General features: G+C 69.4%; 20 protein-coding genes. 13 read left to right on the forward strand and 7 right to left on the reverse strand.

Annotation, left to right across the window (positions count from 1 at the left end; all coding sequences use genetic code 11):
- Nucleotides 1–49 precede the first annotated feature (49 nt).
- A complete protein-coding gene (locus ACMGFE_RS09055) occupies nucleotides 50–1,909 on the reverse strand; it encodes a threonine--tRNA ligase (RefSeq protein WP_436924827.1) in 1,860 nt (619 codons plus the stop codon).
- A 124-nt stretch (nucleotides 1,910–2,033) separates the two neighbouring features.
- Between ACMGFE_RS09055 and ACMGFE_RS09060 the strand changes: the two genes are divergently transcribed.
- Nucleotides 2,034–4,103, forward strand: a complete 2,070-nt coding sequence (locus ACMGFE_RS09060) for an SLC13 family permease (RefSeq protein ID WP_436924828.1) — start codon at nucleotides 2,034–2,036, stop codon at nucleotides 4,101–4,103.
- Between the two features lie 42 nt (nucleotides 4,104–4,145).
- On the opposite strand, the gene ACMGFE_RS09065 is transcribed toward ACMGFE_RS09060, so the two are convergent.
- Nucleotides 4,146–5,051 carry a PspA/IM30 family protein gene (locus ACMGFE_RS09065; protein ID WP_436924829.1) on the reverse strand — a complete coding sequence of 302 codons (906 nt, stop codon included), beginning with the start codon at nucleotides 5,049–5,051 and terminating at the stop codon, nucleotides 4,146–4,148.
- A gap of 278 nt (nucleotides 5,052–5,329) precedes the next feature.
- On the opposite strand from ACMGFE_RS09065, the gene ACMGFE_RS09070 reads away from it, so the two are divergent.
- From ACMGFE_RS09070 to ACMGFE_RS09095, 6 genes are all read left to right on the forward strand, one after another.
- Nucleotides 5,330–8,137, forward strand: coding sequence for a hybrid sensor histidine kinase/response regulator (locus ACMGFE_RS09070; RefSeq protein WP_436924830.1), 2,808 nt, complete (start codon nucleotides 5,330–5,332; stop codon nucleotides 8,135–8,137).
- Between the two features lie 119 nt (nucleotides 8,138–8,256).
- Complete coding sequence (locus tag ACMGFE_RS09075) at nucleotides 8,257–8,868, forward strand: dienelactone hydrolase family protein (RefSeq protein ID WP_436924831.1); 612 nt, start codon at nucleotides 8,257–8,259, stop codon at nucleotides 8,866–8,868.
- Between the two features lie 130 nt (nucleotides 8,869–8,998).
- Nucleotides 8,999–10,684, forward strand: a complete 1,686-nt coding sequence (gene pyrG / locus ACMGFE_RS09080; RefSeq protein ID WP_436924832.1) for a CTP synthase — start codon at nucleotides 8,999–9,001, stop codon at nucleotides 10,682–10,684.
- Nucleotides 10,684–11,601 carry a glutamine-hydrolyzing GMP synthase gene (gene guaA, locus ACMGFE_RS09085; protein ID WP_436924833.1) on the forward strand — a complete coding sequence of 306 codons (918 nt, stop codon included), beginning with the start codon at nucleotides 10,684–10,686 and terminating at the stop codon, nucleotides 11,599–11,601. The genes pyrG and guaA overlap by 1 nt, the downstream gene beginning before the upstream one ends.
- Nucleotides 11,602–11,686: 85 nt before the next feature.
- Nucleotides 11,687–12,025, forward strand: coding sequence for a DUF7126 family protein (locus ACMGFE_RS09090; RefSeq protein ID WP_436924834.1), 339 nt, complete (start codon nucleotides 11,687–11,689; stop codon nucleotides 12,023–12,025).
- Between the two features lie 205 nt (nucleotides 12,026–12,230).
- Complete coding sequence (locus ACMGFE_RS09095) at nucleotides 12,231–12,905, forward strand: hypothetical protein (RefSeq protein ID WP_436924835.1); 675 nt, start codon at nucleotides 12,231–12,233, stop codon at nucleotides 12,903–12,905.
- A 31-nt stretch (nucleotides 12,906–12,936) separates the two neighbouring features.
- Here the strand turns inward: ACMGFE_RS09095 and ACMGFE_RS09100 are convergent, their stop codons facing one another.
- Nucleotides 12,937–13,644, reverse strand: a complete 708-nt coding sequence (locus ACMGFE_RS09100) for an MBL fold metallo-hydrolase (RefSeq protein ID WP_436924836.1) — start codon at nucleotides 13,642–13,644, stop codon at nucleotides 12,937–12,939.
- A gap of 193 nt (nucleotides 13,645–13,837) precedes the next feature.
- On the opposite strand from ACMGFE_RS09100, the gene ACMGFE_RS09105 reads away from it, so the two are divergent.
- The gene (locus ACMGFE_RS09105) at nucleotides 13,838–14,503 is read left to right on the forward strand and encodes an HD domain-containing protein (protein WP_436924837.1); all 666 of its coding nucleotides are present in this window, start codon (nucleotides 13,838–13,840) and stop codon (nucleotides 14,501–14,503) included.
- Here ACMGFE_RS09105 and ACMGFE_RS09110 read toward each other — a convergent pair.
- On the reverse strand, nucleotides 14,500–16,641 hold the full coding sequence (locus ACMGFE_RS09110) for a beta-glucosidase (protein ID WP_436924838.1): 2,142 nt from the start codon (nucleotides 16,639–16,641) through the stop codon (nucleotides 14,500–14,502). The genes ACMGFE_RS09105 and ACMGFE_RS09110 overlap by 4 nt on opposite strands.
- Before the next feature lie 156 nt (nucleotides 16,642–16,797).
- On the opposite strand from ACMGFE_RS09110, the gene ACMGFE_RS09115 reads away from it, so the two are divergent.
- On the forward strand, nucleotides 16,798–16,998 hold the full coding sequence (locus ACMGFE_RS09115) for a hypothetical protein (protein WP_436924839.1): 201 nt from the start codon (nucleotides 16,798–16,800) through the stop codon (nucleotides 16,996–16,998).
- A 25-nt stretch (nucleotides 16,999–17,023) separates the two neighbouring features.
- Here the strand turns inward: ACMGFE_RS09115 and ACMGFE_RS09120 are convergent, their stop codons facing one another.
- Nucleotides 17,024–17,755: a MogA/MoaB family molybdenum cofactor biosynthesis protein gene (locus ACMGFE_RS09120; RefSeq protein WP_436925168.1), complete on the reverse strand. Its 732-nt coding sequence runs from the start codon at nucleotides 17,753–17,755 to the stop codon at nucleotides 17,024–17,026.
- A 486-nt stretch (nucleotides 17,756–18,241) separates the two neighbouring features.
- Between ACMGFE_RS09120 and ACMGFE_RS09125 the strand changes: the two genes are divergently transcribed.
- From ACMGFE_RS09125 to ACMGFE_RS09135, 3 genes are all read left to right on the forward strand, one after another.
- A complete protein-coding gene (locus tag ACMGFE_RS09125) occupies nucleotides 18,242–19,288 on the forward strand; it encodes a zinc-binding dehydrogenase (RefSeq protein ID WP_436924840.1) in 1,047 nt (348 codons plus the stop codon).
- Nucleotides 19,281–19,571, forward strand: a complete 291-nt coding sequence (locus ACMGFE_RS09130; protein ID WP_436924841.1) for a DUF7977 family protein — start codon at nucleotides 19,281–19,283, stop codon at nucleotides 19,569–19,571. Before ACMGFE_RS09125 ends, ACMGFE_RS09130 begins: the two co-directional genes overlap by 8 nt.
- A 111-nt stretch (nucleotides 19,572–19,682) precedes the next feature.
- Nucleotides 19,683–21,464, forward strand: coding sequence for a sensor histidine kinase (locus ACMGFE_RS09135; protein ID WP_436924842.1), 1,782 nt, complete (start codon nucleotides 19,683–19,685; stop codon nucleotides 21,462–21,464).
- Nucleotides 21,465–21,476: 12 nt separating this feature from the next.
- Here the strand turns inward: ACMGFE_RS09135 and ACMGFE_RS09140 are convergent, their stop codons facing one another.
- A complete protein-coding gene (locus tag ACMGFE_RS09140; RefSeq protein WP_436924843.1) occupies nucleotides 21,477–22,850 on the reverse strand; it encodes an NAD-dependent succinate-semialdehyde dehydrogenase in 1,374 nt (457 codons plus the stop codon).
- Between the two features lie 59 nt (nucleotides 22,851–22,909).
- Nucleotides 22,910–23,515: an NUDIX hydrolase gene (locus ACMGFE_RS09145; RefSeq protein ID WP_436924844.1), complete on the reverse strand. Its 606-nt coding sequence runs from the start codon at nucleotides 23,513–23,515 to the stop codon at nucleotides 22,910–22,912.
- A 148-nt stretch (nucleotides 23,516–23,663) separates the two neighbouring features.
- Between ACMGFE_RS09145 and ACMGFE_RS09150 the strand changes: the two genes are divergently transcribed.
- Nucleotides 23,664–26,168: a hypothetical protein gene (locus ACMGFE_RS09150; RefSeq protein WP_436924845.1), complete on the forward strand. Its 2,505-nt coding sequence runs from the start codon at nucleotides 23,664–23,666 to the stop codon at nucleotides 26,166–26,168.
- Nucleotides 26,169–26,173 lie beyond the last annotated feature (5 nt).

Below are 26,173 nucleotides of genomic sequence, written 5' to 3' on the forward strand. Positions count from 1 at the left end.
GGTGGCCGACCGGACGCCGGCGGGCCCGCCGTCGACGCTCCTTCCGACGTCAGCGACCGGTGAAACTGGGGTGGTCGCTGACGTGTTTCGGGAGGTACCGTTTCTTCCGCGGGAGCCCCTCGGTCTCCGCGAGGACGCGGTCGCGAAGTTCCTCGGGCGTCATCTCGATCTCCTCGTCGTCCGCGCGGACGTTGACGTCCAGGGTCCCGCTGTCGACCTCGCGGTCGCCGACGACGGCGTAGTACGGCACCCAGTCGGTCTCCGCGCGGGCGATGCGCTTCCCCACCGTCTCGGAGCGCTCGTCCACGTCCGCGCGCACGTCGGCCGTCGCGAGGTCCGCGACGAGGTCGTCGCAGTACTCGACGTGTTCCTCGCCGACGGGGACAAAGCGGACCTGCGTCGGCGAGAGCCAGGTGGGCAACCGCGGGGTGTCCATGGTCGCCGTCTCCTCCAGCAGCGCCGCCACCACGCGTTCGATCCCGCCCGACGGCGAGTAGTGCAAGATGGGCGGGTGATGGCTGCCCTCTGCGTCGGTGTAGGTAATGTCGAACCGCTCGGCGCTCTCGACGTCGATCTGGACGGTCGGGTTCTCGATGGGGCGACCGAGTCCGTCGATGGCGGCGAAGTCGATCTTCGCCGACCAGTAGTGGTGGCGCTCCGGGATGATCTCGACCAGCGAGGGTTTGTCGAGTTCGGCGACCACCTCGGCGACCCACTCGCCGTTGTCCTCGTAGAACTCGCGGGTCGTCCGCAGGGCGGGCTGGTAGTCCAGCCCGAGGTCGTCGCTCGTCCGCAGGGAGAGCTTCGCCTGGCGCATCAGTTCCTCGCGGGCGCCCGCCATGTCCGCCGTCGCGGTGTGCATGTCCGGCATCGTGAACGAGCGCAGTCGCTTCAGCCCCGTGACCTCGCCCTTCTGCTCGCGGCGGAACGAGTAGGTCGACATCTCGTAGATCCGCAGCGGGAGGTCGCTGGCGGCGATGTGCATGTCCCGCATGATGGAGAACTGGCCGAAACAGGCGGCGAAGCGGAGCATCATCCGACGGTCGCCCGACTCGAAGCGGTACTGGCGCTCGCCGAACTTGCCGGCGTGTTCGTCGATGGGCCGCGCGCCGAGGTCGTACATGATCGGCGTCTCGACGGGCATCCCGCCGTAGTCGACGACGAGGTCGTTCACGTACTCCATCAGCGAGTCGCGGACGAGTTTCCCGCGGGGGTACCACCGCAGGTTCCCCACGTCCGAGAGGTCGTCGTAGCCCACGAGGGACTTCTCCTGCATGAGTTCGACGTGGGGCGGCTCCTCGCCGGGCGAGGCGACCACGTCCTCGACCTCGTCCTCGATGAACGCCCGCATGTCCCCGCGTACTTCGTCCTTCGCGGCGACCGCAGACTCGGTCGAGCCGTCGGGCCACATCACGAGCCACTCGCTGGGCTCGCGCTCGGGCTCGCCGGCCTCCGCTCCCTCGCCCGCTCGGTCGTCGCGGTGGGCGGAGACGTGGCGCGAGAGCTCCGAGAGCGGGTGGCCCTTGCAGGACACCTCGAAGGACTTGTACCAGCCGAACGGCGCCCGGAGAACCTCGTACCCGTCGGCTTCGAGTTCGGACTCCAGGTTCCGCATGACCTGCTTGGCGGCGTCGGGGTTCGCCAGGTCCTCGCTGAGGTGGGCGTAGGGGTACAGCACCACTCGGTTCGTGTTGAGTTGCCCTGTCACGTCCCGGAGTTCGTCCGTCGCGTTCGCGACGACGCCGTCGAGGTCGGCCTCGTCGTCGGACTCGACGCTGATGAAGGCTGTCACGCAGTCCTCCATCCGGCCGTCCATCGGGACGCCCTCCCGCTCGGCGAGGTCGTCCGGGCCGGCCTGTTCGCGCGCCTCGAACTCCAGGTGGTCCGAGTGGATGAACAGGAGTCGCATACTCGGAGGTGTCGACGCGCGAGGAAAAGTGTGCCGCCGGCCCCGTCAGGTCGGGTCCGCCCCGCGAACAGAGAGCCGTCGCCGGACCCATCGTTTTATGGCGGCAGGCGAACGTCCCAACGATATGATATTCGGGCTGTCGACGGGGGCAGTCGTCGTCTTCGCGCTGATCGCCGTCGCGCTCGCCCTGTTCGTCAGCGAGCGGTTGCCGCCCGACATCACCGCCATCGGTGTTCTCGTCGCCCTGGCCGTCCTCGAACCCTACACCGGCGTCACGGCAGGCGAGGCGATCCAGGGCTTCGCCAGCCGCGCGACGGTGACGATCCTCGCGATGTACGTCCTCAGCGCCGGCGTCGAGTACACCGGCGTCGTCGACTATCTCGGCGCCGTCCTCGAGGCGATGACCGGGGGCGACGAGACGCGCCTGCTCGGCGCGACAGTGGGCGTGACCGGCCTCTCGGCGGGCATCGTCAACAACACGCCCGTCGTCGCGGTGTTCATCCCGATGATCACCGGCCTCTCCGAGCGCGCGGGGATCTCGCCGTCGAAGCTGCTGCTGCCGCTGTCGTTCGCGGCGATGCTCGGCGGCACGCTGACGCTCATCGGCACGTCGACGACGCTCCTCGCCAGCGACCTCTCCAGGGACCTGCTCGACCATCCCATCTCGATGTTCGAGATCACGCCCGTCGGCGTCGTCGTCCTCGCGGTCGGCCTCGCGTACCTGATGACCGTCGGTCGCTGGCTCGTCCCCGAGCGCATCCCGGCGGACGCCGACTTCACCGACGAGTTCGACCTCGACCGCCACCTCAGCGTGCTGGTCGTCCGCGAGGACTCGCCGCTGGTCGGCCACACCGTCGCGGAAGCGCTCGAAGACGGCGGTGTCGTCGAGACCGCCGACGCGACTGCCCCACCGGACGCGATGACCGAAACGGACGAAACGCCCCCCGCGACCCCACGCTCTCCGGCCGACCCGGGGCATCCGCCGGCCGACGCGGCCGGCGTGGCCGCTGTCGACGGAGTCGACGCCGGCCCCGGGGACGGCCCCGCAGACCACGACGTGGACGTGCTCCAGGTCGAACGCGACGGCGAGGCCTACGTCGCGAGCGGGAGCGACCGGGAACTCGCCGCCGGCGACCTCCTCACCGTCCGCGGGAGTCTCCAGGCGGTCAACGGATTCGCGGACCGATACGGACTCGGCCAGCGCTCCCGCGAAGACGTCACCGAGGAGCGCCTCGCCTCCGCGCCCCACGACGCGACGCTCGTCGAGGCGGTCGTCCACCCCGAATCGCGGATCGCCGGACGGACCATCGACGACCTGCAGTTCCGCGAGCGGTTCGACACGACGGTCCTGGCACTCCGGCGCGGCGACGACCTCCGACGCGAGGGCCTCGGCGCCGTCGAACTCGAACTCGGCGACACGCTCCTCCTCCAGACGACGGCCACTGCCGTCGACTACTTCCAGGAGGCGAACTACGTCGTTGTCACCGAACGCGCCGTCCCCCCGGACGGAGCTACCGGGTCGAGCGCCCCGAGCGACGAGACGGCGGACGGGCCGGCCGAGGAGACCGAACTGGTGGACGCGCGAACGGAGGGGCCGGGTCTCGGCCCCCGGGCGCCGGTCGCTATCGGCGTGCTCGCGACGGTCATCACACTGGCCGCGACCGACCTCGTGCCGATCACCATCGGCGCGCTGGGCGGCGTGTTCGCGCTCGTCGCCACCGGGACGATCACCGCGAACCAGGCCTACGACGCGATCAACTGGAGCGTCGTCTTCCTGCTCGCCGGCCTCCTGCCCCTGGGCGTCGCGATGCAGGCGACCGGGGGCGCCGACGCGATCGCGACGGCCCTCGTGGGCGCCGGCGAGGCGATCCCTCCGGTCGTCCTGCTCGGGTTGCTCTACCTCCTCACCGCCGTCGTCGCCGCGATCATCACGCCCGTCGCCACGGTCGTCCTGATGATCCCGATCGCGGTCAGCACGGCTCAGCAGCTCGGCCTCGACGGCTTCCCCTTCCTGATCGCGGTCACGTTCGCCGCCGCGAACGCGTTCGTGACGCCCATCGGGTACCAGACGAACCTCATGGTCTACGGCCCCGGCGGCTACAGATTCACCGACTACCTCCGCGTGGGCGGACCGCTCCAGCTACTGCTCACCGTCGTCACGACGCTGTCGATTGCGGCCCTGTGGCCGCCCTGAAAAGTCGAATCCGCGTGGACCGACCGTCGCCCGACCGCGCGACTACTGCTCGTCCTCTTTGAGCTCTTCCAGTTCCGCCTCGACCTCGGACTCGTCGACCGATACCTCGTCGCCGCCCTCGCCGTTGGCGTCGACGTCGGGGGTCTCCACGTCCGCTGCGTCGACGTCGGCCGATTCGGTCTCCGCTTCGTCGCGGTCGCTCCCGCCGGAACCGCTGGCGTCGGCGCTCTCGCTTTCGGTCTCCGTCGTCCCTTTGCCCATCTCGCCTTTCAGCGTGTTCAGCTCGGCGTCGACGGAGCTGTCGGTGCTGAGCTGTTCGAGTTCGCGGTCTATCGAGTCCTTGTCCGAGAGCGCGTCGTCGAACGCGCCGCTCTCCTGCAGTTCGTCCATCGCCTGCGAGCGCGCTTCCATGTCCTCGGTGCGCTCCTCGGCGCGCTCGATGGCGCGGCCGACGTCCTCGAACTCGTCGCCGGCGCCGGTCATGGCCTCAGAGACCTTGGTACTGGCCTCGGCCGCCTCGTAGCGGGCCTTCATCGTCTCCTTCTTGGTGCGGAACTCCTCGATGCGGCTCTGGAGCTTGTTCTTCTGCTCGACCAGCTTGTCCTGCTGGCCCTGCAGTTCGGCGATCTGGCTCTCCAGCCCCTCGATCTGGTTCATCTTCTGTTTTTTCTTCTCGAGGGCCTTCCGGGCGAGGTCGTCGCGGTCCTGTCTGACCGCCTCGCGGGCCTGCTCGTTGTGCTTCTCGACGTTCTCCTCGAGGCGCCGTTTCTGGATCTCCAGACGCTTCTTCTGGGTCGTCAGGTCCGCGATGCCCTGTTTGACGTCCTGGAGCTGGTCGCGGAGCTGTTCGTAGGAGTAATCGAGCGTCTCGGAGGGGTCCTCCGCCCGGTTCAGGATAGCGTTGATCTTCGACCGGACGACGTAGGAGGCGCGCGAGAGTATTCCCATACCCCCCGCTTTGTGCCCGAGCCTTTAATTGTTTTTCAGGCCGAATTTGGTGCGTCGACGCACGAACGCCGGCCCGCGAGGAGTCCCAGCCGCCGGCCGCGAGCCCCTCGTTCGGGCCCGGCAACCGGCCTGCACGCGCCGGAAGTCGACGGCTGGGCACCACGCTAGCGGTTCCGGCCGCATGAACGCCGGCGGGTACTGAAGTGGCGGCGACGCCGGTCTCACGACCGAGACTCGCGCCCAAACCGTTATTGCCGGTCTCCCGAACATTCGAGTCAATGAGTTCGGCGGCCACGGACGACATCCGAGTTCTCCACGTCGACGACGACCCGGACGTCGCGGACCTGACCGCGACGTTCCTCGAACGCGAGGACGACCGCTTCACCGTCGACACGGCGAGCGACGCGAGCGACGGGCTGGACAGACTCGCGTCCGGGACGTTCGACTGCGTGGTGTCGGACTACGACATGCCGGGCCGGAACGGGATCGAGTTCCTCGAAGCGGTGCGAGCGGAGTACCCCGACCTGCCGTTCGTCCTGTTCACCGGGAAGGGATCGGAGGCGGTCGCCAGCGACGCGATCTCCGCCGGCGTGACGGACTACCTCCAGAAGGAGGGCGGAACGGACCAGTACACGGTGCTGGCCAACCGCATCGCAAACGCCGTCGAGCACTACCGGACGCGCCGGCTAGCCGAGCGGAGCGAGAATCGCCTCCGCGAGATCGTCGACTCGCTCCCCGAGCACCTCTACGTGGTCGACGAGGACGGAACCGTCCTGCTCGCGAACGAGTCCCTCGCGGCCTTCTACGACACGTCCGTCGGGGACCTCGAAGGCGCGACGGCCGCGGACATTATGGACCCCGACATCGCTGAACCGTTCAATGCGGCCGTCGCCGAGGTGATCGAATCCGACGCCCCCAAACGGCTCCACGAGGCCCAGATGACGGACTCCACTGGTGAGACGCGCGTCTTCGAACCGCAACTGCTCCCGTATGACTTCGCAGACACCGAGACGGACGCCGTCCTGGGGATCTCCTTCGACGTGACCGAGCGCAGGGAGCGCGAGCGGGAACTCGAACGCACGAACGCGCTGCTCTCGACGCTGTTCGACACGCTCCCCGTCGGCGTCCTCGCCGAAGACGAGTCGCGGAACGTCCTGACGGCGAACGCACAGCTGTTCGAGCTGTTCGAGCTGTCGGGGACGCCGGCGGACATCGTCGGGTCGGACTGCGAGCGGCTGGCCGAGGCAGTCGCCGAGTCGTTCGTGGACCCGGACGGGTTCGTCGACCGTATCAACGAACTCGTCGCCGAGCGCGAGCGCGTCCGGGACGAGGCGCTGTCGCTCCTGGACGGCCGGACCGTCGCCCGGAGCTACCGGCCGATCGAACTCGCTGACGGCGACGGTCACCTCTGGGTGTATCGCGACGTCACCGCCCAGAAGGCGCGCGAACTGAAGCTGAATCACCTCCAGGAGCGGACGCGTGCGCTGATGCACACGCGGACGAAGGTGGAGACCGCCCGCGTCGCGACCGACGCGGCCGACGAGGTCATCGACGCCCGACTGAGCTCCGTCCACCTCGTCGACGACGCCGGCGACCACCTCCGGCCGGCCGCCGTCGTCGACTCGGTCCGCGACGTGTTCGACGAGATCCCGACCTATCCGCGGGACGCGCCTGCGGGGACGCGAGCCGCCCTCGTCTGGGACGTCTTCGAGAGCGGCGAGCCCCTCCGCATCGACGACGTGTCCGAATACGAAGGACTGTCCGAGGACACGCCGGCCCGGAGCGTCATCCTCTACCCGATGGACGACCACGGCGTGTTCATCGTCTCGTCGGACGAGGTGGACGCGATCACCGAGACGGACGAGACGCTGGTGGAGATCCTGTCGACGACGCTCAAGACGGCGCTGGACCGGGTGGAGCAGGCGCGGCGCCGCCGGGAGCGCGAACAGCGCCTCGAACGACTCCAGAACGTGACGCTGGACCTCATGCAGACCGAGGGCCGCCAGGCGATCGCCGACCTCGTCGTCGAGGAGGCCGAGGACATCCTCGGCTTCCCGCTCGTGATGGTGCGCTCGTACGACGCGGACGAACGCGGGCTCGTCCCCGTCGCGTCCAGCGACCAGGTCGACGAGGTGTTCGACGAGCGCCCGACGTTCACGCCGGAGTCGGGGAGTTTCAACTGGGACGTGTTCGAGTCCGGCGAGCCCCGGGTCTTCGACGACATCAGCCGGTACGAAAGCGCCATCGACGCCGACACACCGCTGCAGAGCCTCCTGATATTCCCGATCGGTGAGTTCGGAACGCTGTCGGCCGGGTCGACCGAGCCCGCCACGTTCGACGAGACGGACGTCTTCCTCGGGCGCATCCTGGCGACCGCGGCGAACGCGGCGTTCGAACGCGCCGACCAAGAGTCCGAACTCAGACAGCAACGGGACGCGCTCGAACGAAAGAACGAACGGCTGGAGGAGTTCACCAGCGTCGTCTCGCACGACCTCCGGAACCCGCTGACAGTCCTGAACGGCGCGATCGAGATGGCCGAGGACACGGGCGAACGCGAGCACTTCGAGCGCTGTCGCCGGTCCGTCGAACGCATGGAGAACCTGATCGAGGACCTCCTGGCGCTGTCCCGGCAGGGTGAGACGATCTCCGAGCCCGAGCCAGTGGACCTGGGGCGGATCGCGACCGAGAGCTGGGGGAACGTCGAGTCCGGCGGCGGCGACCGGCTCGCCGTCGAGACCGAGCAGACCATCGTCGCCGACAGGGACCGGTTCCCGCAACTGCTGGAGAACCTGTTCCGGAACGCGCTGGAACACGGCGGCGCCGACGTGACGATCACCGTCGGCGACCTGGCGGACGGATTCTACGTCGCCGACGACGGCCCCGGCATCTCGGGGGACGTCGCCGACCGCGTGTTCGAGTCCGGGTTCTCGACTTCACCGGACAACACCGGGTTCGGCCTCGCGATCGTCGAACGGATCGTCGAGGCCCACGGCTGGGAGGTCGGCGTGACCGAGAGCGAGAGCGGCGGCGCCCGCTTCGAGATCACCGGCGTCGAAACCGCACCGCGAGCCCGCGGCGGCGACTGATCGCGGGGATGTTCGCACGACGGTCCGGAACATCCCCGCAATCGTTCGACGATTGTCCAGCGACTGTCTGACGATAGCCCGACGATAGCTTTGAGGGAGTGACGCGCCTCCGTTGGGTCATGAGCGAAGCGGTCGTGATCCCGGGCGCCCGCGACGTGCGCGGGTCGCTCGACGCACCCGACCAGGAGTCCGCGAGCGCCGACTCGCAGGCCTGCGTCGTCGCGTGCCCGCCTCATCCACAACTGGGCGGCTCGCGTTCGGACCGTCGCCTGACGGCAGTCGCCGACGCGCTGACCGAGCGCGGGATCGGTTGCCTCCGGTTCGACTACGGCCCCTGGGACGAGGGGCCCGGCGAGTTGCGGGACGCGCGCAACAGTCTGGAGTGGGCCCGCGAGCGATACCACGCCGTCGGCCTGTTCGGCTACAGCTTCGGCGGCTGTCTCGCCCTCGTCGCCGCAGCCGCCGAGTCGGATCTCGCGGCCGTCTCCGCGCTGGCTCCCGCGCCGCGGATCGGCGAGGATATCGACGCCGCCGCGGCCGTCGAGGAGATCGACTCCCCCTGTCAGGTCGTCTACGGAGAGCGCGACGACACGGTCGACTCGCGACCGGTCGTCGCCCGCGCCGAGGAGCGCGGCTTCGCGGTGACCAAGTTGGCCACGGACCACCACTTCGTCGGTCAGTCCGAAACGGTCGGGTCGGTCGTCGCGGATTTTCTCGCCGACGAACTGTGAGGGTCGGTGCGAGCGCCGCGGGCGCGGGAGCAGTTTGTGGAATCGTCGGCGCGGGCGTCAACCGTTCACAACTGGGCAGATCTGCGGTGTCTCCCGAAACGGTTTTGGGCGGGCACCGCCGACGGTCAGTATGCCGACGGAGCCAGAGACAGAGTACGACGAAACTCTGGGGAACAAGTTCGTTTTCGTCACAGGGGGCGTGATGTCCGGCCTGGGCAAGGGCATCACCGCCGCGAGTACTGGCCGACTACTATCGAACGCCGGGTTCGACGTGACCGCCGTCAAGGTGGACCCGTACCTCAACGTCGACGCGGGCACGATGAACCCCTTCCAGCACGGGGAAGTGTACGTCCTCAAGGACGGCGGCGAGGTCGACCTCGACCTGGGGAACTACGAGCGGTTCCTCGACATCGACATGACCTCGAAGCACAACGTGACCACGGGCAAGGTCTACCAGTCCGTCATCGAGAAAGAGCGCGCCGGCGACTACCTCGGGAAGACCGTCCAGGTCATCCCGCACGTCACCAACGACATCAAGCGGCGCATCCGCGAGGTCGCCGAAGGGAGCGACGTCTGCCTCATCGAGGTCGGCGGAACGGTGGGTGACATCGAGGGCATGCCCTATCTCGAAGCGCTCCGCCAGTTCGCTCACGAGGAGGACGAAGAGGACATCCTCTTCGTCCACGTCACGCTCGTCCCCTACTCGAAAAACGGCGAGCAGAAGACCAAACCGACCCAGCACAGCGTCAAGGAACTGCGCTCGATCGGCCTCCAGCCGGACATTCTCGTCGGCCGCGCCGACGATCCGCTCGACCCGCAGACCAAGGAGAAGATCGCGCTGTTTTGCGACGTGCCGACCGACGCCGTCTTCTCGAACCCGGACGTCGCGGACATCTACCAGGTCCCGCTCGTCGTCGAGGACGAAGGCCTCGACGAGTACGTCATGGACCGACTCGACCTCTCCGACCGCGCCCTGCCCGAGAGCGACCGTCACAACGAGTGGCGCGATCTGGTCACGCAGGAACAGACCGGCTCCGTCGACGTCGCCCTCGTGGGCAAGTACGGCCTCGAAGACGCCTACCTCTCTATCTACGAGTCGCTGAAACACGCCGGGCTCGCCCACAACGTCAACGTGAACACAGAGTGGATCCACGCCGAGAAGCTCGCCGACGGCCACGACGGTCAGCTCGACGGCATGGACGCGGTCGTCGTCCCCGGCGGCTTCGGCTCCCGGGGCACCGAGGGCAAGATGGAGGCCATCCGCTACGCCCGCGAGAACGGCGTGCCCTACCTCGGCCTCTGTCTCGGCTTCCAGCTCGCGGTCGTCGAGTACGCCCGCAACGTCCTCGGGCTGGCTGGCGCTCACTCCGCGGAACTCGACGAGGAGACGCCACATCCGGTCATCGACATCCTCCCCGAACAGGAAGGCGTCGACGACATGGGCGGGACGATGCGCCTCGGGGCGCACGTCACCGAGATCGACGAGGGCACTGTCGCTTACGAGGTGTACGGCGACGACACCTGCACCGAGCGCCACCGCCACCGCTACGAGGTGAATCCCGAGTACATCGACGACATCGAGGCCGCCGGCCTGCGCTTCTCGGGCAAGTCCGGCCGCCGGATGGAGATCCTCGAACTCCCGGAGCACCCCTACTTCTTCGGGACGCAGTTCCACCCCGAGTTCCGGTCGCGCCCCGGTCGGGCCAGCCCGCCGTTCGTCGGGCTGCTCGGCGCCGCGCTCGACCTGCAGGACCAGGTGGGCGAGGGCGAGCAGACAACTGACGACGTCCGCGACTCCGAGGAGGTGGAGGCCTGATGGTCGACGTCGACTCCTTCATCGACGAGAAGATCGAGGAGATCGCTAACGAAGTGGGCGACGCCAACGCCGTCATCGGCCTCTCGGGCGGCGTCGACTCCTCGACGGCGGCCGCGCTGGCCTACGAGGCGATCGGCGACCAGCTCACCGCCGTCTACGTCGACACCGGCCTCATGCGCAAGGGCGAGACCGACCAGATCCGCGAGACCTTCGACTACATGGACTCGCTCCGCATCGTCGAGGCGCAGGACCGCTTCGTCGACGCGCTCGAAGGCGAGACGGACCCCGAGGAGAAACGGCACATCATCGGCGAGCAGTTCATCCGGGAGTTCGAGGAGGTCGCCCGCGAAGTCGAGGCGGACTACCTCGTCCAGGGGACCATCTACCCCGACCGCATCGAGAGCGAGGGGACGATCAAGTCCCACCACAACGTCGGCGGTCTTCCCGAGCGCATCGACTTCGAGGGTATCGTCGAACCGATGCGCGACCTCTACAAGGACGAGGTTCGCGAGGTCGCCCGCGAACTCGACCTGGAGGAGATCATCTCCGAGCGGATGCCGTTCCCCGGCCCCGGCCTCGCCGTCCGCATCATCGGCGAGGTCACCGAGGAGAAACTCGAAGTCGCCCGCGAGGCCAACCACGTCGTCGAGGAGGAACTCGAAGACCACGACCCGTGGCAGGCGCTCGCGGCCGTACTCGGCAAGGCGACGGGCGTCAAGGGCGACAACCGCGTCCACGGCTGGGTCGTCGCCGTCCGCTCCGTGGAGAGCCGCGACGGCATGACTGCCCGCGCGCAAGACGTCGACTGGGACACCCTCCAGCGCATCCAGTCGCGCATCACCGGCGAGAACGAGAACGTCGCGCGGGTCCTGTACGACGTGACCCACAAGCCGCCGGCGACTATCGAGTACGAATAGCGGAGTCGAAGCGCCCGCTTTCGAGCCGCCCCGTTCTGCCGTCCGAAACGTGAGACACAAGCCCCCGGGCGCCATCGGTGCCGGTATGAAAGCAGTTTTCGCAGGGAGCGACACGGAAGGCCTGGCCGACGAGTTGCGCGACCGGGGAGCGACGGTGGCCGTCGTCGACGGCGTCGTCAACCGGCCGGCGCTCGAAGAGGCAGGCGTCGTCGACGCCGACGTATACGTCCTCACCGACGTCGGCCAGGCGACCTCCATCGTCGTCGCCAGAGACCTCAACCCCGACGTCCGGGTCGTCACCTACACGAACGACTCCCTCCCGGAGTTCGTCAGCGGCCAGCAGGTCCTCGGGATGGATCCCGCGCTGTTCGACGCCGAGACCGTCGCCGAGGAACTGACGACCGAGCACGACGCGGACGACTAACACCCGGACTGACCGCGGCGACCACCCCGACCGCGTACGCTCGACCGACTCACTCGCAACGAACACGCCAGCGACGCCGACGGCTCCAGCAGGAAACCGCAGATGAGGCCGTTACCGGCGGGTCACGCCCGGGACACCGAATCCGGGTCGCCGTCGGCCGACCCGTCCCCGAAAACGTATACCCGACCGTCGAATAGTTGTCACGATGACCGATCCGATCCCGAGCGAGCGGTTCGCCGGGGCCGTCCCGGGGGTCCGGTCCGAGGTACGGGTCTTCCGCGACCGGTTGGAGTACGATCCCGGCGGATTCAGCGGCCTCCTCCGCGGCCCGAAGACAGTCGCGTACGAGGAGGTCGACCTCGTCTTCCGTCGCGACGGGCGGCTCGACCGACTGCTGGGGGCCGGGAGTTACGACCTCATCCGTTCGGGAAAGCCGACGGTCAGGCTCCACCACGTCGGCGACACCGACGGAGTGGAGCGCGCCCTCGACGGGCGAATCCCGGGCCCGCACGAGCGGGTCGAGGCGGCCGACGACGAGGCGGTCCGGACGGCGCTCCAGCGGGAACGCGTCGCCTGGCGACGCTGGCCGAACGGCGAACCGCTCCCCCGCTCGGCGGTCGTGACCGACGGCGACCTGGTGGCGGCGTACGCGGCTTCGGAACCGCCCGAACGCCCCGAGGTGACCCGCAGCAGCGATTCCCGCCCGTCGTCGGTCACCGCAACGGACTTCCAGAACGGGAACTACACCGGGGGCGGTGGCGGCGGAGACGCCGATTTCACGGGCGGGTCCGCCCAGCACTCGCCGGGCCACGCCTCCAACGACCGCGGCGCCGAGAGCAACGTCGGCAGCGACGACTCGATCGACGGCGACTATATGTGACCCTCACTCGGTCGCCATCGGCGGGCGCTCGTTAGCGGTGAATCCGCGCGGGTTCGCGGTCGTAGCCGAAGCGTGCCGCGAGTTCGTCGAACCGTTCCCGTCCGCCCTGCTCGAACGGAACGCCGTGGCCGACGGCGGCCACGTCGAACTCGGGCGCGTCGACGGCGAGACGACGGACGCTCTCGCGGACCTGTTCGGTATCGTCGGTCACGATCCAGGGCATGGATTCGAGGTGGCCGTCGGACTCGCGGACGAGATCGCCAAGGAGCGCGACGCCCAGGGCCTCGCTCACGTACGCGACGTGACCGCGTGTGTGCCCCGGCGTCTCGTAGACGGTGAACGAACCGATCTCGTCGCCGTCGGCGAGCGGGACGACTTCGTTGTTCGGCGGAGAGTACAGCGGGCCGAGTAACCGCTGAAAGGCGCCCTTCGGGATCGAGAACGGCGGCGCCCCCCGACCAGTGACCAGCGGCGCGTCGCGCCGTCCCGCGTAGATCGTGATGTCGAGACCGTCCAGGCGGGAGAGGCCGCCGACGTGGTCGACGTCGTAGTGGGTGATCAGGACCCTGTCTAGATCGCCGAGGACGAAGCCGGCCTCGACGATGGCGTCGACCACGTCGCCCCCCTGCCACGGCATCCCCGCGTCGACCAGTGTCAGATCGCCGCCGTCGTCGACGAGGTAGGCGTTGACGCCACGCAGGCCGATCCACCAGATGCCGTCGCGCAGTTGCGTCACCATGTCGTCTCGTTCGCCCGGAGCCGTGATAAAGCGTCGTGCGGCCGACAGGCCGAACCGTCTCCGGACCGATGTCGCCGGGCCAGGGTCATCGAACCGCTGCCACCGGACCGCTGTCCCCGAACCACCGCCTCCAAACTATCGCCCCTGCCGGGGCACCAGCACGTTTTTGCTCGCCGGGTGTGCCTGCTTTCCCATGCGAGCGGACGACGTGCCGCCGGTCCACGAGCGAATCGCCGACGTGGTCCGCGAGCACTTCGACGGCGACAATACCGGCCACGACATCGCTCACGCCTGGCGCGTCTATCGGCTGGGCCGTCGCCTGGCCGAGCACGAGAACGCGAACTTCGACGTCGTCGGTGCCGCGGCGCTGGTCCACGACCTGCACAGGCTGCGCGGCGACGGGTTCACGCATCCGCGCGAGACCGTCCCCGAGGTCCGGGAGATACTGGCCGCGGCCGACTTCCCTGCGGACGGGCGCGACGCGGTCTGTCACTGCGTCGCCCACCACGAGGAGTACGACTTCGCCGAGACGACCGACCTCGACCACGTGCCGACCGCGGAGGAGCGAGTCCTCCGGGACGCCGACAACCTCGACGCGCTCGGCGCCGTCGGTATCGGCCGGGCGTTCACCTTCGGCGCCCACCACGGCCAGGGGATGTACGATCCGGACCGCGATGTGCGCGAGGTCTACGACCGGAGCGACCGGGACAACACCGTGATCCAGCACGCCCGTGAGAAACTGCTGCGCCTGCCCGACGCGATGGAGACGGAAGCCGGTCGCGAACTCGCCGCCGACCGGGCGGCGTTCCTCGAGGCGTTCGTCGAGCGGTTCGAGGCCGAGTGGCGCGGGGAGCGTTAGCGGTCGATGGATACGTCGAGCCGCAGGTCCCGTGCGGAACGCCCGAGAGAGACGACGTGCTCGCCGGCGTCCACGGTCCAGCCGTCACTCTCGTCGTATCGGCCGAACGCCCGTTCGTCGAGGTCGACGGCGACGCGGCGGGACTCACCTGGGTCGAGCGAGAGCGCGACGAAACCGCCGAGTTCCCGCGGGGGTCGCTCCAATTCGTCGGTCGCGTCCGGCGAGTCGACATAGGCCTGGACGACTTCCCGGCCTGCCCGGTCACCGGTGTTCTCGACGGTGACTTCGACGGTGGCGTCGTCCACCGCCTCCGCGTCGCTGTACTCGAACGTTGCGTAGGAGCGGCCGTGTCCGAACGGATAGGTGGCATCGGCGTCGGTCGCGTCGAAGTGGCGATAGCCGACGAGCAGCCCTTCCTCGTAGTGGACCTCGCCGTCGACGCCGGGGAACCGCCGTTCCGTGTTCGCGGGGTACTCGCCCTCGGGCGCGAACGTCACCGGGAGTCGCCCACCGGGGTCGCTATCGCCGTAGAGGACCGTCGCGGCGGCGTCGCCGTGGGCCTGCCCGGGGTACCAGCTCGCGAGCACCGCCGCCAGGTCCTCGCGCCAGGGCATCTCGACCGGGCCGCTCGTGTTGAGGACGACGACCGTCCGGTCGTTCGCGGCCGCGACCGCCTCGACGAGTTCGTCCTGCTCGCCGGGGAGCGCGAGCGTCTCGCGGTCGGCCGCTTCCGTCGCCTGATCGCGGACGAACACGACCGCCACGTCCACGTCCTCGGCGGCCGCGACCGCATCGTCGATTGACACGTCCGGGGAATCGTCCTCGTCATCCGCGTCGTCGGGGCCGAACCCGTCGAACAGCGACACGTCCTCGATCCGCGGGATACCGCGAGCGACCGAGACGTCGCCTCCGGCGCGGGCCTCGACCCCCTCGACCGGGCTGGTCTCGGTGAACGGCGTCGTCTCCGAGGAACCGCCGCCGCCCAGGATCGCCTCCTCGACGTTCGGCCCGATCACTGCGACGTCCGCGTCGTCTGCGAGCGGCAGGACGCCGTCGTTCTCTAGCAGCACCGTCCCGCGGACGGCGATACGTTCGGCCAGATCCCGGTGTTCCGGCGTGTCGATGGCGCCCTCGCGACCGTCGCCTCCGCCTTCGCCGTTGGCTCCGCTGGCACCGCGCTCGCCGAGCAGGCCGTGCCGTTCGAGTTGCGTCAGATACCGCGCGACCATGTCGTCGAGGCGCGATTCGGGCACCTCGCCGGCCTCGACGGCGTCGGCGAGTCGCTCCCGGAAGAGGCCGCCCGTCCGGGGGTCGGGCATCCCGTCGGCGTAGTCGAAGCCGCCGGGGTCGAACTCGTCGGCGGGCATCCCCATCGACTCGAACAGGTCCTCGGCGGAGATGCCCGGCATCTGCAGGTCCAGTCCGCCGCTGGCGGCGTCCACCACGCTCTCGGTGCCGAACCAGTCCGACATGACCATCCCGTCGAACCCCCACTCGTCTTTGAGCACCGCTCCCAGGAGGCGCTCGTGTTCGCTCATGTAGGTCCCGTTGACGCGATTGTACGACGACATCACCGCGCCCGCCCCCGCGTCGACGGCGTCGCGAAAGCCCGGCAGGTACAGCTCCCGCAGCACGCGCTCGTCGACTTCGGCGCTGACCGATGCCCGGGCGGTCTCCTGGTTGTTCGCGACGAAGTGCTTCGGCGTCGCCACCACGTCTTCGGACTCGATCCCCTCGACGACGCCCGCCGCGAACCGCCCGGTCACGACCGGGTCTTCGGAGAAGTACTCGAAGTTCCGGCCGCAGTGGGGCACCCGGACGAGGTTGAGTCCGGGACCGAGCAGGACGTCCTGGTCGCGGGCTTTCGCCTCGCGACCCAGTGCTTCGCCGAACTCGCGGGCGAGGTCGGGGTCGAAGCTCGCGGCGAGGGCCATCGACGCCGGGAACGCCGTCGCCGGTTCGTCCGTCCGGACGCCGAGCGGTCCGTCGGTGAATCGGACGCCGGGGACCCCGAGCCGCTCGACCCCGGGCACGAAGCCAGTCGACGTCCCGTCGGTGTCCGCCGCGCCGTGCGTGAGCTGTACCTTCTCTTCGAGCGTGAGATCCGATACGAGCCGTTCCACAGCGTCTGAAGTCATTGACTGAACGTTCAGTCAGAACCGACTTAATGATTCCCCCACCACGTTTCTCCGGACCGGTATCCTCGCGCGCTCCGCTCGATCGCGGGTCACTGCGTTCCCCGCTCGCATTCGAAGCCTCGCTTCGCTCGGCGGATGCTCAGTACAGTCTGTAGAGTGAACGGTAGCAGTGGCGCGCGCTGGCGAGCGTGCCCGAGCATCGCGGTCGTCGGCGCGATCTTCTACGTCGGTCCCGCGGAGGTGCTCCGGCTGACCGCGAGCGGACGGACGTTTCTCTTCGGCGGCCTCGCCGTCTTGCTGTCGCCGATCACCGCGGTCGCGGTCACCGCGCAGTCGATCATGTACGCGCGGTTCTGACCGAGAGACCGCACGACGCCAGCGGTCAGTCGTCGCGGCGCGCGAGCGAGACGAGGTGCCCCATCTCTTTGACGACGAGTTCCTCGGTGCCGAGTCTGACGGCGGCCTCGCTGCCGGGGAGACAGAACACGGCGACGCCCTCGACCATCCCCGCCGTCGCCCGGGAGGCCATCGCCCGGGTTCCGATCTCCTCGTAGGAGAGGATCCGAAACAGTTCGCCGAAGCCGGGGAGTTCGCGGTCGAACAGCGGCCGGGCGGCCTCGACGGTCACGTCGTCGGGCGTGACGCCGGTCCCGCCGGTCGTGACGACCACGTCCACGTCGTCCCGGCCGGTCAGGCGCAGCAGGGAGGTCTGGACGCCGTCGAGGTCGTCCCGGAGGATCTCCCTGGTGACGACCTCGTGGTCCGCCGCCTCGACGACCTCCGCGATCACGTCGCCGCTCGGGTCGTCGTCGGCCGTGCGCGTGGACGAGACGGTCACCACCGCGACGCCGAGCAGGTCGACGTCCGCCGCGTGCGTGTGTCCGTGGTCGTGTCCTCCTGCGTGTGCGTGACCGTCGCCGTGGCGGTGGTCGCCGTGGTCGTGACCGCTGTCTCCGCCGTGACTGTCGTGATCGCGACCGTCGCCTTGATCGCGACTGTCACCGTGGTCTTCGCCGTGACGATGGTCGTCGTGCCCGCGCTCATCGTCGGGACGCTGTCGTTCGTTCTGCCCCTGGGCGCCCCCGTCTCCGTGGCTCTCGTCACCAGTCTCGATGGATTCCGCATTCGTCGGTTCGGCGTGATCGCCGGCTTCGCCCGATGGCTCGGGATCGCTGTCCGCGGATTCCGCGAGCGGATCGGCGTCTGGCGTGTCGCCGTCCGATCCCGACGGTGCCAGCGGGTCCGAACTCGATGATGCCGAACCGGAGCCCCCCGACTCCGGGTCCGTCGGCGATTCGGCCGAGACGGAATCGCCCCCCGAGTCGGCCGTCGACTCCTGTGATCCGGCGGCGTCCCCTTCCTGCTCGTCGGTCTCCCCGGCGGATTCGTCCGGCGTCGACTCCGCCTCGTCGTCTTCGTCGTCCTCGTCGTCACCGTACCCCCTGCTGGTGTCGCGGGACTGGAAATCGACCATGGGATCGATACCCGACAGCGGACCAAAAAGCCCAGCATGCCCGGACGGCGTCGGGCGGAGCGGGAGGGGTGAACCGACGAGCGTCCGGTCGCCACAGTTTTGCCCGCTGCGCGAGTGTATGGGCGTATGCACGCAGTCCAGTTCGCGGACCACGGCGACCGCGACGTGATCGAGTACGCCCAACGCCCCGACCCCTCCGCGGGGCGCGGCGAGGTGCTCGTCGACGTGAAGGCGGGCGCGCTGAACCACCTCGACGTGTGGACGCGGCGCGGGCTTCCGGGAATCGACCTCGAGATGCCCCACGTTCCCGGGAGCGACATGGCCGGGGTCGTCGAGTCGGTGGGCGACGGCGTCACGCGCTTCGAACCGGGCGACCGCGTCGCGCTCACGGCCGGCGTCAGCTGCGGCGAGTGCGAGTTCTGCCGCGACGGCGAGGAGTCACAGTGCGTGAACTACCACCTCATCGGCGAGCACGTCCCCGGCGTACACGCCGAGTACGCCGCCGTCCCGGAGGACAACCTCGTCGCCGTCCCCGTGGGCGTCGACTGGGAGACTGCCGCGGCCGCCCCGCTGGTCTTCCAGACCGCCTGGCGCATGCTGATGACCCGCGCCGAACTCCGCGCCGGCGAGTCCGTCCTCGTCCTCGGCGCGTCCGGCGGCGTGGGTCACGCCGCCGTCCAGATCGCCGACTTCGCGGGTGCCGAGGTGTTCGCCACCGCGAGCACCGACGAGAAGCTCGAGTACGCCCGCGAGATCGGCGCCGACCACGTCGTCAACTACGAGGAGACCGACTTCGCGTCCGAGCTGTACGAGCTGACAGACGGCCGCGGCGTCGACGTCGTCGTCGACCACGTCGGCGGCGAGACCTGGGACGACTCTCTCAAGAGCCTCGCAAAGGGCGGCCGCCTCGTGACCTGCGGCGCGACAGCGGGCGCCACGCCGGAGACGAACATCAACCGCGTGTTCTGGAACCAGCTCTCGATCCTGGGGTCGACGATGGCGACCCCCGGGGAGGTCGACGACGTCCTGGCGAAGGTGTGGGACGGCACCTTCGAGGTGCGCGTCCGCGACCGACTCCCGATGAGCGAGACCGCCCGCGCGCACGAACTCCTGGAAGACCGCGAGGGGTTCGGAAAAGTCGTCGTCGTCCCCGACAGTGAACTCGATGAGTGACACTCACGAGACCGACGGCGCCGCGAACCCGGACACGGCGGGGTACGACGTCCCCGACCCGTCCGACAAGGAGTTCGGCCTCCGGGGGTGGGGGCTGGTCCTCGCGCTCGTCGTCACGCTGATCGTGATCCCGGTGACCATCGTCGCGCTCCCGGCGGCCGATACCGTCCTCGAATCGCTCCCGCTCGGGTGGCGCGACGCCTACCTCGTCCTGCCGTTCGTGCCCGCGCTGTTCCTGGGTGCGATCGGCGCCTGGACCGCGGTCGCCAATCGGCGCTCCTGATAACGCGAGCGCGACGACGGAGCAGTCAGCGGCCGCGTTCGCTTTCGATCCAATTCTGATATCTGGCCACCTACACTTATTTCGCGGTCCGGAGAATCACTCGCCGTATCGATGGCGACGCCGCTACTCACGCCGATCGTGCTGCTCGGAGCGATCGTGGGCAGCGGCGTGGCCGCGTTCGTGTGGGCGTTCCGCGACACGCCGGGGGCGAAGTCGCTCGGCGTGTTCATGATCGCCGCGAGCGTCCTCGCTCTCGCGCAGGGGCTGTCGCTCGCGACGCCGCCCCTCGCGAGCAAGATCTTCTGGTCGAACGTCGCCGCGACCGTCTCGCCGGCGCTCCCGCTGGCGTGGCTGGCGACCGTCCTCGCCTACGCCGAGAGCGACCGCGCGGTCCGCGGTCGCACGCTCGCCGTCCTGCTGGTCGAACCGGTCGTCTTCGTCGCCCTCGTCTGGACGAACGCCGACCACGCGCTCGTCTGGACCGACCGGTGGATCGAGACTCCAGGGAGCGCCTCCGTGCTCGTCGCCGAGTTCGGGCTCGCGATGTGGGCCCACGTCGGGTACTCCTACTTGCTGATCGCCCTCGGCGGGCTCGAACTCGTCCGCGTTACCGTCCGGACGAGCGGGTACTTTCGCAGCCAGGGCACCGCTCTCCTCGCCTCCGTGTTCGTCCCGGTGGGCATCGTCGCGCTCTCGATGTACGGAGTCGTCCCGGAGCAGTACGACCTGATCGGGCTCGGCTTCGTCTTCGCCGGCCTCGTCATGACGGCGGCGCTCTTCCGCGGACGGCTCCTGTCGATCACGCCGGCGATGCGCCAGCTCGGCCGGGAAGCCGTCATCGACGAGATGGACGACCGGATCGTCATCCTCGACGGCGACGATCGGATCATCGACGTCAACCCCGCCGCCGCCCGCCTCTTCGACGTCGATCCCGACGACGTCGTCGGCGCGAAGCTGGAGCGCATCGGCGCGAAGCTCGCCGACGCGATCGGCTCCCTGGAGGGTGGCCAGGCCGAGCTCACGCTCGACGGTCCCGACGGCCGCCGGTACTACGACGTCCGCGTGTCCCCGCTGTATCGCAGCTACGGCGGCGTCGCCGGTCGCGTCGTCAGCGTCCGCGACGTGACTGGCCGGCGTCAGCACGAACAGCGCCTCGACGTCCTCAACCGCGTCCTCCGGCACAACCTCCGCAACGAACTGAACGTCGTCCGCGGCAACGCCGAGTTGCTCCGTCGCGACGTGGAACCGGCCGACCCGGACGTCGAGCGCCGACTCGACCGCATCGAGGGGACGGTCGACACCGTCTCCGCCCGCAGCGAGAAGATCGGGCAGGTCTCCCGGGCGCTCGACCGCGACTGCGACGACGGGTTCGACGCGGCGGTGCGACTGGCGAGTCTGGCGGAATCGGTCGAGGAACGGTACCCCGGCGCGACGGTACGCGTCCAGATCCCCGACGATCTGACCGTCGTCGGCGGCCCATCGCTCGAACGCGCCTTCGAGGAACTCCTCGAGAACGCCGCGGAACACGGCGGCGACGCCCCCACCGTGGAGGTCACTGCCGAGCGGACCGGCGACGGGTTCACCGCCGTCAGGATCGAAGACGACGGGCCGGGGATCGACCGGCAAGAGCGCGTCGTCATCGAGGAGGGCCGCGAGACCGCGCTCGAACACGGCAGCGGCGTCGGCCTCTGGCTGGTCAACTGGATCGTCCAGGAGTGCCGCGGGGACATCGAGTTCGCGGCGACCGACGAGGGGACGGCCGTCGTCGTCACACTTCCCGTCGCTACCGCCGACGGCGGCCTCGGTGGCGAGGCCGACGCTGGCGACGCCCACGCCGGCGACAGTCACGCCGACGACCCGGACGAGCGCGCAGGGCTGGAAGCCGACGACTGAGACTCCCGCCGCTCACTCGTCGGCCGACTGGACCCACACCGTCTTGCGGTTGACGAACTCTCGGATCCCGTCCCGGCCGAGTTCGCGGCCGTAGCCCGAGTCCCCGACGCCGCCGAACGGGAGCCGCGGGTCGGACTTGACGAGTTCGTTCACGAAGGTACAGCCCGCGTCTATCTCGCGGGCGACCCGCTCCCCGCGGTCCAGGTCGTCGGTCCAGACCGACGCGCCGAGCCCCAGGTTCGTGTCGTTCGCCAGTTCGACCGCCGCCGCCTCGTCGTCGACTTCGAAGACGGCCGCGACCGGCCCGAACACTTCCTCCGTCGCGACGGCCGCGTCGCGAGGGACGTCCGTGAGGACCGTCGGCGGGTAGTAGTACCCCTCGCGGTCGAGCACCTCGCCCCCGCACTGGACGGTCGCGCCGGCGTCGACGCTCCGTTCGACCTGGTCGTGCAGATCCTCCAGGAGGTCCTCGCGGGCCTGCGGCCCGAGGTCCGTCCCCTCGTCGGTCGGATCGCCGACCGTCAGCGAGTCCATCTCGGCGACCAGCCGTTCGGTGAACTCGTCGGCGACCGCCGAGTGGACGACGAATCGTTTGGCGGCGATGCAGGACTGCCCCGAGTTGATGCAGCGGGCCTGCGAGCCCGTCGCGGCCGCCGCCGCCAGGTCGGCGTCGTCGAGGACCACGAACGGGTCGCTCCCGCCGAGTTCCAGCACCGACTTCTTCAGTTCGCGACCGGCCGTCTCGGCGACGGCGCGGCCCGCCCGTTCGCTCCCGGTCAGCGTCACCGCGGCGACGCGGTCGTCGGCGATCACCTCGTTCGCGACGTCCGAATCGACCACGAGCGACTGGAAGACGCCTTCTGGGTACCCCGCCCGCTCGAACACCTCGGCGATAGCGCGGGAGCAGCCGGGGACGTTCGACGCGTGTTTCAGCAGGCCGACGTTGCCCGCGGTGAGGTGCGGCGCGGCGAACCGGAACACCTGCCAGAACGGGAAGTTCCACGGCATCACGGCCAGGATCGGTCCGAGCGGCTCGTGGGCGACGTACGTCTTCGCGCCGGACTGGCCGCCGATCCGCCGGTCCTGCAGGTGTTCCGGCGCCCGCTCGGCGTAGTAGTCGCAGGCCCACGCGCACTTCTCGACCTCACCCCTGGCGCTGTCGATCGGTTTGCCCATCTCCCTCGTCATCAGCGCCGCGTACTCGTCGACGTTCTCGCGGAGGACCTCACCTGCACGTTCAAGGAGTTCGGTCCGCTCCTCGATCGGTCGTCGCCGCCAGGACGCGAACGCATCCGTCGCGGTCGCGAGCGCCGTCTCCACGTCGTCTCGGTCGTCGGCCGCGACCGGTTCCAGCCGCTCGCCGGTCGCCGGGTTGACGCGTGCCATACGTTGGCTAGCGCGGCGACGCCGAATGTAGTTTTGGCCCGAAAACGGGGTGGGCGCGGTTACTCGAAGTCGCGACGCATCGCGATCTCGAACCAGGGGCAGAGGCGCAGTTGCCGGTACCACCGCGGGTGTTCGTGGAGTCGCTCGTACGGAACCCACATCAGCCCGCCCACTTCGTCGGTGTCGGGATCGAGCGACGTGTCGAGCAGCGTCGCCTTCAGCACCGCGCAGACCTCGTGTTCGACGCCCTCGTCCATGTAGTAGCGCTTGTACTCGAAGCGGTCGGTCACCCGGAGGTCGTCGTACTGGTCGGGCGTGACGCCGAGTTCCTCCTCGAGTCGCTGACGGGTCGCCTCGACCTGGGTCTGTCCCTGGATCGGATGGGAGGCGACCGTGCCGTCCCAGTACGTGTCCCAGAGCCGTTTTTTCGGACTGCGCTGGGCGAGCAGGATCCGCCCTTCCTCGTCGAACAGCAGGGACGTGAACGCCCGGTGGCGTCGTCCGTCTCCCGTGTGCGCGTCGAGTCGGTTGACGAGGCCCTGTTCCTCGTCGTTCTCGTCGACGGCGATCACTGCCTGCTCCGCGTTCTCGTGGTACTCGTCGTCCGCACCGGAACCCGGCGCCTCGTCGGGACCGCTGGAAGCCCCCGCATCCTCCGAACTCATGAGATTTACATCGGCGAGCGGGTTCAAACAGTCTTCGACTTCGACCACTCGGGTCCGACGCCGTCGGGTCGCCGCTGGTCGGTTCCCGCGACTGGCCACCCGCCGTAATGACGAAATACTAAGACGTATCGCGGTGACACCGCTCGGTATGGCATCGGTGAAGAACGGGCGGGTCCGCTCGGCGAGCGCGCGGACCGCGACGGTACTCTCGAACCTGCTGTCCGTGCTCACGCTCCCCGGGGTGGTTGCCCACGAACTCGGTCACGCCGCAGTCTGTCGGCTGCTCGGGGTCGACGTCGAGACCGTCGTCCTCTACCGGTGGCCGGCGGACTTCACGAGAGACCGGAGCGGTGGCGGGTACGTCGAACACGCTCCGGCGGAGTCGACGTGGAAGCGGGTACTGATCGGCGTCGCGCCGATCGCGACCAACACCGCGGCGTCGCTGGCCAGCCTCACGCTCGCCGGGAGACTCCTCGACACCGTCGGCCCGGGCACCACGGAGGTGTCCCTCGTCGCGGTGGACGCATACGTATCGGCGCAGCTATCGCGGCTCGGTCTCGGGTCGACGCTCGCCGCGCTCGCGCTGACCTGGTTCGGCCTCTCGCTCGCGTTCGCCGGCTTCCCGAGCAGACAGGACCTCCGGAACGTCGGTGGGTTCCTGGGGCGTCTCCGCGGCGCTGCGGGCGATTCACGGGGCGTCACGTACGCGCTCGAACACGTCCACCTCGAACTGTCGTCGCTCTACACGATCACCGTCACCGTCGTGGGGCTGTTCGGCCCGCGTGCGCTGCTCACCGTCCCGAGCGACGTGGTGCTGGAGTTCTTCCTGATCGGTCTCGTCTTCCTCGGATGGCGGGTGACTCGCGGGGAGACCTCCTGGGTGCCCGACCGGAAACGAGACCGTCTGGATCGGGTCCACCGACTGTCAAACCGGGCGACCGGCGGGGAGCGACTCGACTCGGACGAGGTCGAATTCCTGGTCGAGACGCTGTCGGAGCCGAACCAGACCCTGCGGGAGGACGCCGCGCTGGCGGTCAGACACGTCGCCAAACACCACCCGGAGACGCTGCGCGAGTGGGGGCGAACGGTCCTCGAACGCGCCGAGTCGGACCGGTCGCAGACCGTCCGTCGTCGGTCGATCGCGGCGCTCTTCGACGCCTACGAGTACGTCGACGCCGAGCGAGCCGCGTCCGTCGGCATCGAGGCGCTCGCTTCCGAGGAGTTCGACGAAGCGACCCACGCCCCGCCGCTAGTGACGCGGATCGCTCGGGACTCCCCAGCCCTGCTGACCGACCACCTCGAAGAGATCAGCCGCGCCGCCGCGACCGTCTCGCCGACCCAGCGCGGCAACCTCCTGTACGCCATGTCGCTCGTCGCCACCGCGGACGCCGCCAACACCGACCGCCCCACGGAGGGAGAGAGCGCCGCGGGAGCGCCCGTCCGGGAGTCGGGGGACGACCGGCACGCGGAGGTCCTGTCCTCCCTCCCCGAACCCGAACGCGGCGTCACGGAACGGCTGCTCCGCGGTCTGGACGGCTCGACTCCCGTCCGCTCGAAGGCGGTCGCCGGACTCGGCGTCGTCAGCGGTGCCCGTCCGGAGACGGCCGCGACGCTGGTCGACCTGCTCGGACCGCCCCTCGAAGACGAGACGGCCGCCGTTCGCTCGGCGACCCTGAGAGCGCTCTCACGGATCGCGAAGGCGAATCCGGACGCGGTGGTCGGGCTACTGGACGAGATCACCGCGCTGCTCCGCGACGAAGACGTCGAAGTCCGCCGAGGGGCGGCGAGGGCGTGCGCGACGCTCGCCGACACGGACCCCGACGGGCTTCGATCGGCCCGAACCGACCTCCGCGACCGTCTCGACGACGAGGACGACGCCGTCCGGAGTAGCGCGACGCTGGCACTGGCGCGGGTCGCAGACGGCGTTCCCGGAACGTTCGGGGACTCCGGACCGGACCCGGATCCGGACCCGTTCGTCGAGAGACTTCGCGACGACGACGGGGACGTTCGGGCGAACGCCGCGCTCGCCCTCTGGAAACTGGCGGACGTCGCGCCCCGCCGTGTCGGCGCGTCCGTCGAGACGGTCGCTGCCCGGCTCGACGACCCCGTCGATTCGGTCCGAGCGAACGCACTGGGCGTCCTCACGGCGGTCGCGGACGAACGACCGGACCTCGTCGCACGTCACCTCGACGACGTCCTGTCGACCCAGCGCGAGGGCTCGCGCGCGGAACGGGTGAACGCGACGTCGGTCCTCGCGACGCTCGCAGAAGCGTACCCCGAAGCGGTCGAGCCGTCGCTCGGCGCCGTCACCCCGCACCTCGACGGCGCGGACGACAAACTCCGCGAAAACGCGGTCGAAGCGGTCGCCGGCGTCGCGCGGACGCGTCCGGCGTCGGTGCATCCCGTTCGCGACACGCTCACATCCCTCCTCTCGAACCCGGACGAGGACGTGCGCGCTGCCGCCGCGCTCGCGCTCGCACGGCTGGCCCGGTCGTCTCCCCTGTCGGTGGCTCTCCGCGTCGACGACGTCCTGGACGCGACGGCCGACACCGACGACCGGGTCGCAGCGAACGCCCGCTCGGCGCTGCTATCGGTCAGCGCTATCGACGAGGGAGGCCTACTCGACGCGCCCGTCGCTGACCAGTCACGGTAACGGCG

It is taken from the genome of Halosimplex amylolyticum, from assembly GCF_051414035.1.
GTDB lineage: Archaea > Halobacteriota > Halobacteria > Halobacteriales > Haloarculaceae > Halosimplex > Halosimplex amylolyticum.